The 14241-nt window shown below is 63.0% G+C and carries 16 protein-coding genes; 9 read left to right on the forward strand and 7 right to left on the reverse strand.

Going from position 1 to position 14241, the window contains the following annotated elements; all coding sequences use genetic code 11:
• Nucleotides 1-107: 107 nt before the first annotated feature.
• The 4 genes from ftsE (at nt 108) to QM996_RS13465 (ending at nt 3498) form a co-directional block, all read left to right on the forward strand.
• Nucleotides 108-767: a cell division ATP-binding protein FtsE gene (gene ftsE / locus QM996_RS13450; RefSeq protein ID WP_173520545.1), complete on the forward strand. Its 660-nt coding sequence runs from the start codon at nt 108-110 to the stop codon at nt 765-767.
• A 67-nt stretch (nt 768-834) separates the two neighbouring features.
• Nucleotides 835-1782: a cell division protein FtsX gene (locus tag QM996_RS13455; RefSeq protein ID WP_500270311.1), complete on the forward strand. Its 948-nt coding sequence runs from the start codon at nt 835-837 to the stop codon at nt 1780-1782.
• Between the two features lie 97 nt (nt 1783-1879).
• Entirely contained in the window at nt 1880-2578 is a 699-nt protein-coding gene (locus QM996_RS13460; RefSeq protein ID WP_500267911.1) for a YdcF family protein, read from the forward strand.
• A gap of 128 nt (nt 2579-2706) precedes the next feature.
• A complete protein-coding gene (locus tag QM996_RS13465; protein WP_500267912.1) occupies nt 2707-3498 on the forward strand; it encodes a lysophospholipid acyltransferase family protein in 792 nt (263 codons plus the stop codon).
• A 3-nt stretch (nt 3499-3501) separates the two neighbouring features.
• Here QM996_RS13465 and QM996_RS13470 read toward each other — a convergent pair whose 3' ends face one another.
• Nucleotides 3502-4053 carry a gamma-glutamylcyclotransferase gene (locus QM996_RS13470; protein WP_500267913.1) on the reverse strand — a complete coding sequence of 184 codons (552 nt, stop codon included), beginning with the start codon at nt 4051-4053 and terminating at the stop codon, nt 3502-3504.
• Between the two features lie 315 nt (nt 4054-4368).
• Between QM996_RS13470 and QM996_RS13475 the strand changes: the two genes are divergently transcribed.
• Nucleotides 4369-5379: a DUF2125 domain-containing protein gene (locus QM996_RS13475; RefSeq protein ID WP_500267914.1), complete on the forward strand. Its 1011-nt coding sequence runs from the start codon at nt 4369-4371 to the stop codon at nt 5377-5379.
• 61 nt (nt 5380-5440) lie between these two features.
• Here QM996_RS13475 and QM996_RS13480 read toward each other — a convergent pair whose 3' ends face one another.
• From QM996_RS13480 to QM996_RS13490, 3 genes are all read right to left on the reverse strand, one after another.
• Nucleotides 5441-6364 carry a prephenate/arogenate dehydrogenase family protein gene (locus QM996_RS13480; protein WP_500267915.1) on the reverse strand — a complete coding sequence of 308 codons (924 nt, stop codon included), beginning with the start codon at nt 6362-6364 and terminating at the stop codon, nt 5441-5443.
• Nucleotides 6364-7470, reverse strand: coding sequence for a pyridoxal phosphate-dependent aminotransferase (hisC, locus tag QM996_RS13485; RefSeq protein WP_500267916.1), 1107 nt, complete (start codon nt 7468-7470; stop codon nt 6364-6366). Before hisC ends, QM996_RS13480 begins: the two co-directional genes overlap by 1 nt.
• A gap of 144 nt (nt 7471-7614) precedes the next feature.
• Entirely contained in the window at nt 7615-8379 is a 765-nt protein-coding gene (locus QM996_RS13490; RefSeq protein WP_500267917.1) for a class I SAM-dependent methyltransferase, read from the reverse strand.
• Between the two features lie 81 nt (nt 8380-8460).
• Here QM996_RS13490 and gloB point away from each other — a divergent pair, with 81 nt between their 5' ends.
• A complete protein-coding gene (gloB, locus tag QM996_RS13495; RefSeq protein WP_500267918.1) occupies nt 8461-9231 on the forward strand; it encodes a hydroxyacylglutathione hydrolase in 771 nt (256 codons plus the stop codon).
• A complete protein-coding gene (locus QM996_RS13500; protein WP_500267919.1) occupies nt 9231-9668 on the forward strand; it encodes a cupin domain-containing protein in 438 nt (145 codons plus the stop codon). Before gloB ends, QM996_RS13500 begins: the two co-directional genes overlap by 1 nt.
• Nucleotides 9669-9677: 9 nt before the next feature.
• On the opposite strand, the gene yddG is transcribed toward QM996_RS13500, so the two are convergent.
• Together yddG and QM996_RS13510 are read right to left on the reverse strand one after the other, a co-directional pair.
• The gene (yddG, locus tag QM996_RS13505; protein WP_500267920.1) at nt 9678-10568 is read right to left on the reverse strand and encodes a DMT family transporter; all 891 of its coding nucleotides are present in this window, start codon (nt 10566-10568) and stop codon (nt 9678-9680) included.
• A gap of 96 nt (nt 10569-10664) precedes the next feature.
• On the reverse strand, nt 10665-11441 hold the full coding sequence (locus QM996_RS13510) for a DUF3108 domain-containing protein (protein WP_500267921.1): 777 nt from the start codon (nt 11439-11441) through the stop codon (nt 10665-10667).
• Nucleotides 11442-11820: 379 nt separating this feature from the next.
• On the opposite strand from QM996_RS13510, the gene rpmB reads away from it, so the two are divergent.
• Both rpmB and QM996_RS13520 read left to right on the forward strand, forming a co-directional pair.
• Nucleotides 11821-12111, forward strand: coding sequence for a 50S ribosomal protein L28 (gene rpmB, locus QM996_RS13515; protein WP_034806568.1), 291 nt, complete (start codon nt 11821-11823; stop codon nt 12109-12111).
• Between the two features lie 151 nt (nt 12112-12262).
• Nucleotides 12263-12904: a 7-cyano-7-deazaguanine/7-aminomethyl-7-deazaguanine transporter gene (locus QM996_RS13520; RefSeq protein ID WP_500267922.1), complete on the forward strand. Its 642-nt coding sequence runs from the start codon at nt 12263-12265 to the stop codon at nt 12902-12904.
• Nucleotides 12905-13130: 226 nt separating this feature from the next.
• On the opposite strand, the gene QM996_RS13525 is transcribed toward QM996_RS13520, so the two are convergent.
• Complete coding sequence (locus QM996_RS13525) at nt 13131-14135, reverse strand: esterase-like activity of phytase family protein (protein ID WP_500267923.1); 1005 nt, start codon at nt 14133-14135, stop codon at nt 13131-13133.
• Nucleotides 14136-14241 lie beyond the last annotated feature (106 nt).

The following is a 14241-nucleotide window of genomic DNA, read 5'->3' on the forward strand; positions in this document are numbered from 1 at the left end:
AACCATGATTCCGCTGGCGGTTTTGCCTTTCGAGGCTGGTCGTCCTATGCGCGGAGGACCGGAACCGGCCATCGGTTGCAGGGCCGTGAGAGAGACTGGGCTGCCGCTTGATTCACTTTGAGAACGTCGGACTGCGTTATGGCATGGGACCGGAAATCCTCCGGGACCTGACCTTCGATATTCCGCGCCGGTCGTTCCAGTTCCTGACCGGCCCGTCGGGCGCCGGCAAGACCACCCTTTTGAAACTGCTCTTCCTCTCGCTGCAGCCGACGCGCGGCCTGATCCGGATGTTCGACCGCAACATCTCGTCGATCCCGCGCGAGGAATTCCCGATGCTGCGCCGGCGCGTCGGCATCGTCTTCCAGGATTTTCGCCTGCTCGATCACCTCACCACCTATGAGAACGTCGCTCTGCCGCTGCGCGTCCGCGGCAAGGAGGAATCGAGCTATCGCGCCGACGTGCTGGAACTCTTGAAATGGGTCGGCCTTGGCGAGCGCATCAATGTCCTGCCGCCGGTCCTTTCAGGCGGCGAGAAGCAGCGCGCGGCGATCGCCCGGGCGCTGATCGACCGGCCGGAGATCCTGCTTGCCGACGAACCGACCGGCAACGTCGATCCGCCAATGGCCAGGCGCCTCCTCAATCTCTTTCTTGAACTGAATCGGCTTGGCACCGCGGTGGTGATCGCCACCCACGATCTGTCGCTGATGGATCAGGTGGAGGCGCGGCGCATGATCCTTTCGCAGGGACGGCTCGACATCTATGAGTGACAGCCGCACGAAACGCCAGAACAGCGCAGCCGAGCAGCAGCCGGAACAGCAGCCCCGCCGGACGGAAATGCGCGTGCGGCCAACCGGGCCGATCGTGCCCTCGACCAATGTCTCCGGCCATGCGCTGATGTGCGTCATCGCCATCATGTCGTTCCTCGCCTGCCTGACGCTCGGCGGCGTCAGCATGGTCCGGGCAACCGCCCAGAGCTGGCAGTCGCAGATTTCCCGCGAGATCACCATCCAGATCAAGCCGGACGACAGCCTGGACATGGAGAAGGCGCTTGCCGACGCCCGCGACCTGGCCCTGACCTTCAGCGGTACGACGGATGGCAAGATCGTCGATCGCGCCGCCACGGCGCGCCTCCTGGAACCCTGGCTCGGCGAAGGTCTCGATCTCGACGAGCTGCCGGTGCCGAGGCTGATCATCATCACCATCGACGAAAACAATCCGCCCGATTTCGCCGCCATGCGCAAGGCGCTGACGGAGACGATTCCGCAGGCCTTCCTCGATGACCACCGCACCTGGGTCGACCGGCTCGTCGCCATGGCCAACACCACGGCGATGATCGGCACTGGCGTGCTGGCGCTCGTCTTCTCGGCCATGGTGCTGACCGTGATCTTCGCCACCCGCGGCGCACTGTCCGGCAACCGCCACATCGTCGAGGTCCTGCATTTCGTCGGTGCCGAGGCCGGTTTCGTCGCCTCCGTGTTCCAGAAGCATTTCTTGAGGATCAGTCTCAAGGGTGCCGGCACCGGCGGCCTCTTGGCCGCGCTGTCCTTCGCGCTTGCCGGCTTCTGGCAGTCGCAGACATTGGCGACACCGCAGACCGACCAGGCAACCGCGCTCTTCGGCACTTTCACCATCGGCTATGGCGGCTACCTCGGCATCGCCGCAATCATCGTCGTCATCGCCATCCTGACAACAGTGACCGCGCGCTTGACCGTCATGCGCACGATCTACGAGATCGATCTCATCCGTTCGGACCCCGGCCGCACGGACCTCTATCAAAGCTGATCCGCCTGATGTTCGCTATGCCTCGATCTATTCCTTGCCGCAATCTGCGGCTATGTGAAAGAGAATCATGATGGCGCGAGAATTACGCGGGAACGGGATGACCGGAGGAGGCAAATGGCAGGGGAGAGCCGACGACCGCCGGCGGCCCCGCAGCCTCTTGCGCAAGATTCTCCGGCGAACCTTCTTCGTCCTGCTGCTGCCGCTCGCGCTCCTGATTGCCGCCTTCCTGAATTTTGCCGACACCGTCGCATCGCTGCAGCCACCCGTGCATCCCAAGGCGGATGCGATCGTCGTCCTGACCGGTGGCTTCCAGCGCATCGACCAGGCGGTTGATCTCCTGAAGGGCGGCGCCGGCAGGCGCCTGCTGATCTCCGGTGTTCACCCGACGACCACCGGCAGCCAGATCCGGCGCAACACCCAGAGTTCCGCCGATCTTTTCAAATGCTGCGTCGACATCGGCCATGAGGCGATCGATACGATCGGCAACGCCACGGAGACGGCGCAATGGATTCGTGACCGCGGCTATACGAGCGTGCTCGTCGTCACCAACAATTACCATATGCCGCGCAGCCTGCTGGAGCTTCGGCGCACCCGCCCGGAGACGGAGTTCATCCCCTACCCGGTGGTCAACTCCGACCTCAAGACGACGAACTGGCTGCGCAACCCGATGGTCCTGAAAGCGATCCTCCTGGAATTCGGGAAATATACGATCGCTTCGATTCGCGATTTCGCCGGTGCCCGGCCGACGAGCGGTCTGCGCACCGATCCCTCCCGCGCCACGCCGGCCGAAGAATAAAGGCCATCGGCGACGTCGCGGGCCTAAAGTGACGAAGGGCAGTTTTCCTTCCGCACGTATTCGTGTAGGCAGCGATCGATCGGCCTGACGCCGAGCCCCTTGAGAACCCGCCTACGAGAGCGTGCCTGATGATCGTCTTGCGTTCGATCCTTTTCAACATGGTGTTCTACGCCAATCTGATCGTGCAGATGATCGTGCTGACGCCGATCTACTTCCTGCTGCCGCGCAAGAGCGCCTGGTTCGTTCCCAAGAACTGGGTGCGCAGCAATCACTGGCTGCTAGAGAAGATGGTCGGGACGACCTTCGAAATCGAAGGCTTGGAGAATCTCCCTGATGTCCCCTACATCTTCGCCCCCAAGCATCAGTCCTTCTGGGATGCCTATGCGCTACTTCCCTGGCTCGACGATCCTTTCTACATCCTGAAGCGCGAGCTCACCTGGATCCCGCTATTCGGCTGGTACATTCTCAAGCAGCGCATGGTTCCGGTGAACCGGGCCGCACGCGGTAGGGCCATGACCAGCGTCATGGATCGCACCAAGCAGGAAATGGCAACCGGCCGCGAACTCATCATCTATCCGGAAGGTACGCGCCGCCCCCCGGGGGCGCCGCCGGAATACAAATATGGCATCGCCCGTCTCTATCGCGATCTGAACGTGCCGGTCGTGCCGGTCGCCATGCATCCCGGTCTCTTTTGGCCGCGCCGTAAGTTCCTGCGTTTTCCCGGCCATTTCAAGGTCCGCATCCTGCCGCCGGTCGAGGCAGGCATGGATCCGGATGCATTCCTTGCCAAGCTGGTGGAAGTCACGGAAAAGGCCAGCGACGAACTGCTCGTCGAAACGGTGAAGAACAATCCGCATTTGCCGCTGCCGCCAACAGCCGAACAACGGCTGAAGGAACTGAAGGCGGCAGGCCGCGCCTGAGCATCAGGCTCGCGCGCGCCGTGGCGTCTGCTGGAGCAATGCGACCACCTCTTCCAACCAGTGATCGCGGATACCCATTTCTCTCAAATGAGCGAGCGTATTGAACACATACTCGCTGTTCGGACCGGATTTTCCCGTCGAAACCGCGACGATATCGGCCGCCTCCGAGGCTGTGAGCGCGCCCGCATATTGAACGTGGTCGCGGTCAATGACGTAGGCAAGCGCCGGCACGCGCCGGCCGTCGGCGAGCAGCACCGGCATCGTGCGCTCCTTGTAGACATGCGTCACCAGTTCCCGCTCGCGCAGATAGTCGACGACGTCCGCCTGCTGCCCGCGCTCGACGCGGAATGCCGTGCCGATGCAGGAGCCGCCACGGTCCAGTCCGAGTACCAGTCCCGGCCGCTGTTCGGTGCCCCGATGAACCCAGGAATGCACGCAGAGCGAGCGGCGATAGCCGAAGGCACGCGCCGTCAGCTTCTCCTCGAAGGCAAAGCCCGGGTTCCACATCAGCGACCCGTAGCCAAAGACCCAAAATTCGTCCATATCCACCGTCATTCAACCCGCGCTGTCTGCTCTCGCAACCGAATCATGATCGGCCCGTCGGAATGGTCAGCCATGTCGGTTTCTACGGCACAGCATCTCGGCACGGAAGAGACAAGCTCGTCTTCGTGCACCCGAACGAAAGAATAGTTTTGCGGATCGGCGGCGCCACCCGAAAGGCAGCCGCAATCCGGTTTAGAGTGGGGTGAGGAAAGGTGTTTGCGGTTTTCCGCCCACATCCCGCTCTAACTTGTTAGAAGCGATCACGTTTGTGATCTTGGGTCGAGCCGACCCAAGATCATCGTAATCTAAAGTGAGGTATCCGCGCCCATGTCGGCAACCGCAGTTTCCAATCCCTCGCCGGTCAGCCGGAAGTTCCGTTGGCTGACGTCAGGCATCGTGCTTGTCGCCGGCATCTATTCGGCCGGCTGGTTCCTCGCCGCCGATCAGATCGAGAAGCGTCTCACGGCCCGTCTCGCCGATGGGCAGGCAGCCGGCCTCGGCGGCGAATGCACGAACATGGACGTGCGCGGCTTTCCGTTCCGCATCGGCCTCTTCTGCGACAAGGTCCATCTCGACGATACCCGCCACGGCACCTCGGCCTCCTTCGGAGCGTTGCGGACGGCCGCCCAGGTCTACCAGCCCGGCCATGCCGTGATCGAGCTTGACGGCCCGGCCGAAATCCGCGCCTCGCCCGGCCTCAACGTCTCCGCCGACTGGACCCTGCTGCATGCAAGCGTGCGCGCGACCTTGTCCGGCGTCGACCGCACTTCGCTCACCTATGACAATCTCACCGGTCGGGTGCGCCTGCCGCTCTCGGGCGACGGACTTGGCTTCGGCGCCAGCCACGGCGAACTGCACCTGCGCCAGAACGGTGCGGATCTCGACGCTGCCTTGAGCGTCGACAAGCTCGATCTTCGCCCGGAGGAAGGCCCGAGCTACGCGCCACCGGCCACCGTCGCGGCGGACCTTACTTTCACCGACAAGGCGGCATGGATGACGGCCACGCCGACGCCGGAAATGTTTCGCGGCAGCAAGGGCGAACTCAGGCAGCTCAACCTCGATCTCGGCTCCGGCATGAACGCCAAGCTTTCCGGTCCCTTCTCGGTCAACGACCAGGGACTGATCTCCGGCGAGTTCTCGCTGACGATGACGAACATCGAGGCCTGGCGGGCCAATCTGGTCAAGCTGATCCCCGACGACGCCAACCTCGTCGACAACACCGCCAACATGCTGAAGGCGCTCGCCAACGGCAAGGACGAAGCGACGGTGAAACTCAACGTGCGCGACGGCACCGCGTTTCTCGCCTTCATCCCGATTGGCGTCCTGCCGACGCTCTAAAATACCAAGGGACGCAACTTCGCGAGGAAGACCGCTCATGGTCTTCCTCGATCTGGTGAGACTATTTCTGGTCCATGGCATGCCGGCCGAAGTCCGGCATCGCCGTATCCTGGCCCGCCTGGATGATCGAGCGGCGGATGGCGCGGGTGCGGGTGAAGAGGTCGAAAAGCTTCTCGCCGTCGCCCCAGCGGATCGCCCGCTGCAGATAGGCGAGATCTTCCGAAAACCGCGCCAGCATCTCCAGGATCGCATCCTTGTTGTGCAGGCAGACGTCACGCCACATGGTGGGATCGGATGCCGCCAGACGGGTGAAATCACGGAAACCCGAAGCGGAATACTTGATGACTTCGGATTCGGTGACCGTCTCCAGGTCATCGGCCGTACCGACAATGTTGTAGGCGATGATGTGCGGCAGGTGCGAAACGATCGCCAGCACCTTGTCGTGATGCTCGGCATCCATCTCTTCGACCATCGAGCCGAGCGCTTCCCAGAAACGCCGGAGACGCGCGACTGCTTCCCCATCGGCGCCTTCCGGCGGCGTCAGGATGCACCAGCGGCCGCGAAAGAGGCCGACGAAGCCGGCATCCGGGCCGGAATGCTCGGTACCGGCGATCGGGTGCCCCGGCACGAAATGAACGGTTTCCGGCAGATGCGGCGCCATCTGCGCGATCACCGAGCCCTTGGTCGAGCCGACATCGGTGACGATCGCGCCGGGTTTCAGATGCGCCGCGATCTCGGCGGCAACGGCACCGGACGCGCCGACCGGGACCGAAACGATGACGAGGTCAGCATCGCGAACGGCGTCGGCCGCCGAGAGCGTATAGCGATCGCCGAGCCCGAGCTCCTGCGTACGCTTCAGCGTCGCCTCGCTGCGCGTGGAAACGACGAGCGTACCGGCGAGCTGCTTCTCGCGGATTTCACGCGCGATCGACGAGCCGATGAGACCAATCCCGATGAGGGCGATCGTTTCAAACTGCTGAGCCATTACTTCCGTCCCATGAATTCGGTCAGCGCCGCGATGACGCCTTCGTTGGCCTCTTGCGAGCCGATGGTCATGCGCAGTGCATTGGGGAACCCGTAGCTGCCGACCGCCCGCAGGATATAGCCGCGGCCGGTCAGGAATTCATCGGCCTCCTCGGCCCGCTTGCCCGCTTCTTCCGGAAAGTGGATCAGCACGAAGTTCGTGACCGAAGGCGTGACGCGCAGGCCGATCGCCTCGAGCGCTTCGCTGACACGGGCCAGCCAGGTGAGATTATGGTCGACCGCCTTTGCCACGAAAGCCTGATCACGGATCGCCGCAGCACCGGCCGCAATTGCCGGTGCACTGAGGTTGAACGGCCCGCGAACGCGGTCGACCGCGTCGATCACCTCCGGCGGCGCATACATCCAGCCGATGCGCAAGCCCGCAAGACCGTAGATCTTCGAGAAGGTGCGGGTCATCACCACATTGCGGCTGGCCGAGACGAGCTCCAGCCCGGCGGCATAGTCGTTGCGGCGCACATATTCGGCATAGGCCGCATCGAGCACCAGCAGCACGCCCTCGGGCAGGCCCGCATGCAGCCGGCGAACTTCGTCGACCGGAATGTAGGTGCCGGTCGGGTTGGCGGGATTGGCGAGAAAGACGACCTTCGTCCGCGCCGTCACCGCCGAAAGGATGGCGTCGACGCCGACGCGCGCATCCTTCTCCTTGACGGTAACGGGTGTCGCGCCCGAAGCCAGGATCTGGATCTTGTAGACGAGGAAGCCATGCTCGGTGATGATGCCTTCGTCGCCGGGCCCGAGATAGGTGTGGCAGAGAAGCCCGAGCAGTTCGTCCGAACCATTGCCGCACATGATATTTGCCGGGTTGAGGCCGTGCACGGCACCGATCGCCTCGCGAAGCGCCCGCGCCTGGCCGTCCGGATAACGTTCCAGGTTGAAGGCAGCCCCCTGGAAGGCTTCGATCGCCCTGGGGCTGGCGCCGAGCGGCGTCTCGTTCGACGAGAGCTTGTGCACCTTGGCGACACCCGGCGCATGCTCCTTGCCCGGCACATAGGCGGCAATATCCAGGATGCCGGAACGCGGCTCGGGGCTCTTCGAAGCAAGGCTCATTGGGTCAGCTTTCTATTGCCATCAAAGTGCCGCAGCGACCGCTGCGCGCCTTGGGAGGCGCACGGCGCTGCAGGCAGGAAAGAGGTCAAGGCATTAGCGGCGCAAGCGGCTTTTGTCGAGGGTCCGCCGCGGTTCCCGCGCAGGTTAGCGGGTGGGATGCAGCCGCTCGCGCGTGCTTGGTACGCCCTGCGGCGCCAGGACAGGCACGAACACCCGGCGCGATGCGCGTGCTGCGACCGGCAATCCCTGGTAAAGCCGCTTCTGCGCCTCGACGACGATGACACCGGAGAAGACCGGCCAGAGCGAGCGACCGAGCCGCTCGAAGCCCCGGCGCAGCCGTAGGATCGCCCTGAGCTTCGACGGCGGGAAGAACAACGCGTCCGCCGTGGCGCCGGGCGTGAAGTTGGTCTCGCGCAGCAGCGCCGTCAACTGCCCGCGCGAATAGGGCCGGCCGGAGCCGAAGGGCGTGTGTTCCATGCGCGCCCAGACGCCGCGCCGGTTGGGTACGACGATGACCAGCCGGCCGCCCGGCGCCAGCACCCGCCAGATCTCCTTCATCGTCTCCCGCGGGCTTTCGGCGAATTCCAGCGAATGCACCATCAGCACCCGGTCGATCGAGGCGTCGGGCAGTGGCAATTCCTCATCGAACACCAGCGCTGTCGAGGAAAGCTCGGCAACCGGCCAGTTCACCGCCCCCTGCCCCGCCGGCATGAAGGCGAAGGTGCGCTCGGTGTCCTTGCGGAACCGCTCAAGATAGGGAACGGCATAGCCGAGGCCGACCAGCCGCTCCTCCGGCAGACGCGCCCAGACTGACGAAAGCGCCATGGTGACGGACTGCTCCGCCATCCGGCCGAGCTCGGAGTGATAGAATTCGCGCAGGTCGACGATATCGGTGTGCATTCGCAACATGTTAGCTTCGAAGCGGTAGACTTCAAGGCAAGCCTCGCTACATTCGGCAGCATTCCCTCTCTCCTGACCGGAGGACGTGCCATGGCCGCGCTCGAACTCGACCTCTTCCTCTGCCGCACCGACAATTTCGGTGTGCTTGTCCATGATCCCGAAAGCGGCATGACCGCCTCGATCGACGCGCCGGAAGAGCAGCCCATCCTGGATGCGCTGGAGCGGCGCGGCTGGAAGCTCACCCATATCCTGACGACACATCACCATGGCGACCACGTCGCGGCCAATGATGCGCTGAAGAGGCGCTTCGGCGTCACGATCATCGGTCCGCTCAGTGAAGCCTCGAAAATCCCGGGACTCGACAAGGCCGTGCGTCATGGAGAGCATTTCGAATTTGCTGGCCGCTCCGTCGAGGTGATCGAGACGCCGGGCCACACGGCCGGTCATATCTGCTTCCATTTCACCGAGGATAAACTGCTCTTTGCCGCCGACACGCTGTTTGCGCTCGGCTGCGGACGCCTTTTCGAGGGAACGCCGGAGACCATGTGGCAGTCTCTCGGCCGGCTTGCCGCATTGCCCGACGACACGACGGTTTACTTCGGCCACGAATACACGCTTTCCAACGCCCATTTCGCGGTCACGATCGATCCAGAAAATTCCGAGCTCAAGGCGCGCGCCGCCGAGATCGAGGAAACGCGCTGTGATGGTGGCTTCACCGCGCCGACGACGATTGGCCTTGAGAAACGGACGAACCCGTTCCTGCGCGCCGCTGACCCCGGCATCCGCGCCCATCTCAGCATGCAGAACGCCAGCGATGCCGCAGTCTTCGCCGAAATCCGCAGGCGGAAGGATAACTTCTAGTGGCTGGGGCGCGATCGGCGACGGAGATCATCGAGGCGCTCGGTCTGGTGCGTCATCCGGAGGGCGGCTGGTACATCGAGACCTTCCGCGACACCGCAGGTGGCCCACGCGGTCACTCGACGGCGATCTATTATCTGTTGGAACGTGGCGAACGCTCGCACTGGCATCGCGTCCGCGACGCCGTCGAGATCTGGCACTATCATGCCGGTGCGCCGCTCGAACTGAACATCGCCGAGGATGGAAAGCCTGCCGAGACGCTGCGGCTCGGGTCCGACATCCTGAACGGCGAGCGCCCGCAGGGCGTGGTCCCCGCCGATTGGTGGCAATCCGCTGCTTCGCTGGGTGACTGGACGCTGGTCGGCTGCACTGTCGCGCCGGCATTTGATTTCGCCGCCTTCGAAATGGCGGCCCCCGATTGGCAGCCGCCCAAACGATAACGGTCCCGATTACTCCGCCGGCTGTGCCACCATGGCGCGCTTGCGGAAGATCATATCCTTCGCCGCAAGCACCGCACCGCCGGTGACGAACAGGCAGGCGAGTGCGATGCGCCAGGACGGCTCGGCAAAGCCGAACAGGATCAGGATCAGCGTCGAAAGTACCGGCGCTGCATAACTTGAGACGCCGAGAAGCTGGATGTTGCCGTTCTTCACACCGAAGTCCCAGGCGTAAAAGGCAGCGCCGACCGGCAGCAAGCCGAGACCCGCAACCGCCAGCCACTCGAAGGTGCTCTCCGGCCAGACGGTCGTTTCAAGCGCCAGATGGCAGACGAAGGACAGGATCGAGGTCGCAAGACAAAAGCCAGTGACAACATCCGTCGAGACCGCCTCGAAGCGGCGGGTGATGAGCGAATAGCCGGACCAGGTGAAGGCGCAGAGGAAGGCCGCACCATAGCCCATAAGATAGGCATCGTCGAAGGCAACGCCATTGCGCGCAACGATCAGGATCGTCCCCACGAGACCGGCAAGCGCGCCAGCGAGATGATACCAGCGCAAACGTTCGCCGGGCAGCAGCGCCGAGCCGACGACGATCAGCAGCGGCCAGAGATAGGCGATCAGCCCCGCCTCCACCGCCGGCGCATTGCGCAGCGCCGTGAAATAGAGAAAATGATAGCCGAACAGGCCGGCAATGCCAGTGATCCAGACTTTGGCCGGCTGCTTGAGCAGCGCCATGCGCTCCGGCCTCAAAGCCAGCACCACCAGGCCGGGCACACTGCCGATCAGAAAGCAGATCGCCGAAAGCTGGAACGGCGGCATCTTGCCGGATGCTGCCGTGAACAGCGCGAGCAGCGACCACATCAGAATGGCCGAAAAGCCGATCAGCGTTGCCTTGAATTTCATAGTCGTCCCCTCGCGCGGCTTCTCTCACGGAAACCTGCGCCGATAAAATCACGGTGTTTCGTGGTGTTTAACCTTTTAGTTGCACGCGACCGCGCGTCAACCACCAAATCGCGTCGCCGAGACCGTGACCGGCCCAAGCTTCGTGGGGATTCGGACATAGACGGGAGCGTAGACATTTACGGCTTGCGCCTTGGCGAACCAGATCTCCATCGTCTGCAGACGACGCAGATACTCGACATCCTCGCGGCCCTTCTTGTAGCCGGCCTTCGGGACAAAGCGGATGCCGCAGACGATCACCTCGCCTTCAAAGCCCTTCGTCTTGAAAGGCTTGGTCCCCTTCGGTGAAAGCTTGATGTCGAGCCGCGACTCGCCGTCGAAGATCGGCAGCGTGTTCGGGCAGACGCGCGCGTCGGCGGGAATGATGAGACCGGAAAGCGGATCGAGCACGTTGCGCATGTCGCGCGAGGTCACCGGCACCCAGTTCTTTGGCAAGGGGGTGCGCTTCGGCGTCATGCTTGCATGTACGACATTGCCGTTGCGATAGGTGACGCTGATCGCCCGGCCCTTCGAGCCGCTGCGATAGGACATCGAATATTGCGAGGCCCGCAGGTGATCCTTGTCGACAACGCCCGAAACCTGGGTCTGGCCCGAGGTCCGGCTGAGGATATCGAGCAGCCCCGCGGACTTCAACGTTCCCGATATCGTGTAGCGATTCTTCTGAAGCTCGGTATGGAAGGAGGCGCGCGCAACCGGCAAACCGGCGAGCGAGATGCTGTAATCCGTCAGATGTTCGACATCGGCGGCCGACGATGCTGTGGAAAACGAGACCGCGGACAGCAGCGCCGCCACGCGAAAGCCATTTCGCAACTTCATGCCCTGAAAAATCCATCACTTGAATTTCGCCGCAATACCCTGAAATGCAGGCTCTTTACGGCTTTTCTACGCCCAGTTCGCTGCCGCCGCCCGCCGGGCCGGCCCCGCGGCAGCCACAGGTCCTCATACCAGAAGTAGCGCATAGCAAAACCGCTTGGAATGGGTCCTGCAAGGCATTATTTCAATGCAAGCCAGGCCTCACATCCGAGGAACGGTTGGGAAAAACCGCGGGTTTTCGGAGAATACTAGAGGTTTGGCTTGACGGGCGGGCCGTCTCTGACTATAGAACCGCGACTTTCCAATAATGGCCTAGGAACGCGGCCTGGGCTCTGGGCCCGCTACCGCATTGTCCGGCGGCGATAAAGAGAATAGGTGTACCATGTCCCGTAGTTGCGAATTGACCGGCAAGGGCGTCCAGTCGGGCAACAATGTAAGCCACGCCAACAACAAGACCAAGCGCCGGTTCCTGCCGAACCTGTGCAACGTCACGCTGATTTCCGATGCTCTCGGCCAGCGCTACCGCCTGCGCGTTTCCGCTGCAGCTCTCCGCTCGGTCGAACACCGTGGCGGCCTCGACGCCTTCCTGCTGAAGTCGGACGAGAACGAGCTGAGCATGCGTGCTCGCCTGCTGCGCCGCCAGATCGTCAAGAAGGTTGCTGAAGCCGCCTGATCGGCGCCAGCGCACTGTCTTTGACACGCGTTTAAAAGGCTTGCGGGTTCATCCGGCAAGCCTTTTTCTCGTGCGCGTCTTTTGCCTCATCGGCCGGGCACCTTGCCCGGCTTCCGTTTCTCTAGCTGGTGGCATCTCCCAGGATAAAAAAATGCTGATCAACCGTACATTCTTCATCTATGTCGCGCTGATGACCCTCGTGGTCGTCGCCTCGAATATCCTCGTTCAGTTTCCTCTGCCGGGCTCGATTGCCGGCATGCAGCTCGGTGATCTCCTGACCTGGGGCGCTTTCAGCTATCCCTTCGCTTTCCTGGTGACGGACCTCACAAACCGGCAGTTCGGGCCGCGCCTCGCGCGCCGCGTGGTGGTCGCCGGCTTCATCGTCGCCATCCTGCTCTCCTTTGTCGCCGCCACGCCGCGGATCGCCATTGCCTCGGGCTCTGCGTTCCTGTTCGGTCAGCTTCTCGACATCTCCGTGTTCAACCGCCTGCGCCGCCAGAGCTGGTGGCATGCGCCGCTGGCGGGCTCGCTGATCGGCTCGGCGCTCGACACCGCCATGTTCTTCTCTTTCGCCTTTGCGCCGTTCTTCGTGTTCTTCGGCCCGAACGACAGCTTCGCGCTGGAGACCGCGCCGCTTCTCGGCGTGCTCGCGGCCGAGGCACCACGCTGGATCTCCTGGGCGATCGGCGACCTGAGCGTCAAGATCCTCTGCGGCCTCGTCATGCTGCTGCCCTATGGCGCACTGATGAGCGTCATCAAGCCGATGCCGGTGGCCGAAAAGGCCGCCGCCTAGAGCAACTCCTGAAAAGTGTGAAACGGTTTTCCGTCCGGAATTGCGTAATTTCAAAAGGTTAGATCATTTCACTATATCTGTGAAACAGTGAAATGATCTAAGCACGATCCGACAATAAGGCTCGAGCCGCTGACGCCGGTTGCATGGACCGATGTCAGCGGCTTTTCCATTTCCGCGGCCAGCTATTGCCCAACGGAAACCGCTTCGCGCTCTTCCTGGGATCGCTCTATTGCGTCAGAGGCGATGTGAGGCGGAACTCAAGTATCAGGTTGCGCTCGAGAATCGAATGGTTGTCGTCCGAAACGACGATCACCCGGACTTCGCCGTCCGGTCGGGCGACAACGTCGAGCCCTTCCATATTGTCGATCTGGTAGCGCATGTCGGCTTCGAAGAGGACCTCCCCATCGACCACAGCGCCGGGCTTGATCGTATCCCCGGCGATACGACGGATCTGCATTCCGAGACCCGAACCGAACGAGAAGCGCCGCTCCAGGAGCAACAGGTCGCCGTTCGGCAGGAACGCCCCATCCGTCACCGCATAGGGATCCTTGCGCACGACGCTAAACGCGCCACGCTTTGGCCCGTCGAGAATACCCGCCAGCAGATTGTCCGCCTTGTCGACGCTGCGCTCGGCAACAGCGATCGTCGCACCGGCCAGCGGGCTGTTCTTTGGCGCGACCGCAATGGTCTCGATGCCGCCATTGTTGCGCAGCTCCTTGATCGGGAACGGCAAGGCCAGGCTGCCGATCGGCGTCGAAGCCGCAAAACCCGGGTCCGGGTAGATGTCGATGCGATGCGCCTGCTCGTAGCTGACAACCACCTGCCCCGACCGGAGCGCCAATCCTTCGGAATCCACCTTCCACTTCGCCAGGCCGACGTCACCGTTTCGGTCGGCCATCGGCGTGGCGGTGAGATCCGTGAGACCGGAAAGCCGGCCGTCCGCATCGCGGGTCACCGCGCCTTCGAGCCAATGGCCGGTGTCCATGATCGCGATAAACGAGGTACCATCAGGTCGAAAACGGATCGCCGACACGGCGCCGAACAGGGAATTCGGCGATGTCATTTCCAACCCGCCGACAAACTCCAGCGCGCCGAACCGGGTGTCGCTCGATCCAACCGCGAAGCTCGTGATCTGGCGGCTGCGGATCGGCAAAGTTTCGCTGTTCGAGGCGGCCCATGCCGAGCCGGTCGACGCCAGAAGCAGGAGGGCTAGAAGTCCGCGGCCAAGCATGGGGAGAGTACCTTCAGGGGGAAAGCGTCGGGAATGAAACGGAGCACGACCACGAGGGGCACCCGCCACGGCGCACTGAGATCATCGCAGCAGCTTGGTAGACCGT

The sequence above is a fragment of the Sinorhizobium chiapasense genome, from assembly GCF_045277575.1.
GTDB lineage: Bacteria > Pseudomonadota > Alphaproteobacteria > Rhizobiales > Rhizobiaceae > Ensifer > Ensifer chiapasense_A.

Coding starts and splice junctions, on each gene's coding strand:
- QM996_RS13490 (WP_500267917.1), bottom strand. CDS start 8,379: ATGTTGCGAATGCACACCGATATCGTCGACCTGCGCGAATTCTATCAC.
- QM996_RS13520 (WP_500267922.1), top strand. CDS start 12,263: ATGCTGATCAACCGTACATTCTTCATCTATGTCGCGCTGATGACCCTC.
- QM996_RS13480 (WP_500267915.1), bottom strand. CDS start 6,364: ATGGCTCAGCAGTTTGAAACGATCGCCCTCATCGGGATTGGTCTCATC.
- rpmB (WP_034806568.1), top strand. CDS start 11,821: ATGTCCCGTAGTTGCGAATTGACCGGCAAGGGCGTCCAGTCGGGCAAC.
- QM996_RS13455 (WP_500270311.1), top strand. CDS start 835: ATGCGCGTGCGGCCAACCGGGCCGATCGTGCCCTCGACCAATGTCTCC.
- QM996_RS13475 (WP_500267914.1), top strand. CDS start 4,369: ATGTCGGCAACCGCAGTTTCCAATCCCTCGCCGGTCAGCCGGAAGTTC.
- QM996_RS13525 (WP_500267923.1), bottom strand. CDS start 14,135: ATGCTTGGCCGCGGACTTCTAGCCCTCCTGCTTCTGGCGTCGACCGGC.
- QM996_RS13465 (WP_500267912.1), top strand. CDS start 2,707: ATGATCGTCTTGCGTTCGATCCTTTTCAACATGGTGTTCTACGCCAAT.
- gloB (WP_500267918.1), top strand. CDS start 8,461: ATGGCCGCGCTCGAACTCGACCTCTTCCTCTGCCGCACCGACAATTTC.
- QM996_RS13510 (WP_500267921.1), bottom strand. CDS start 11,441: ATGAAGTTGCGAAATGGCTTTCGCGTGGCGGCGCTGCTGTCCGCGGTC.
- hisC (WP_500267916.1), bottom strand. CDS start 7,470: ATGAGCCTTGCTTCGAAGAGCCCCGAGCCGCGTTCCGGCATCCTGGAT.
- QM996_RS13470 (WP_500267913.1), bottom strand. CDS start 4,053: ATGACGGTGGATATGGACGAATTTTGGGTCTTTGGCTACGGGTCGCTG.
- yddG (WP_500267920.1), bottom strand. CDS start 10,568: ATGAAATTCAAGGCAACGCTGATCGGCTTTTCGGCCATTCTGATGTGG.
- QM996_RS13460 (WP_500267911.1), top strand. CDS start 1,880: ATGACCGGAGGAGGCAAATGGCAGGGGAGAGCCGACGACCGCCGGCGG.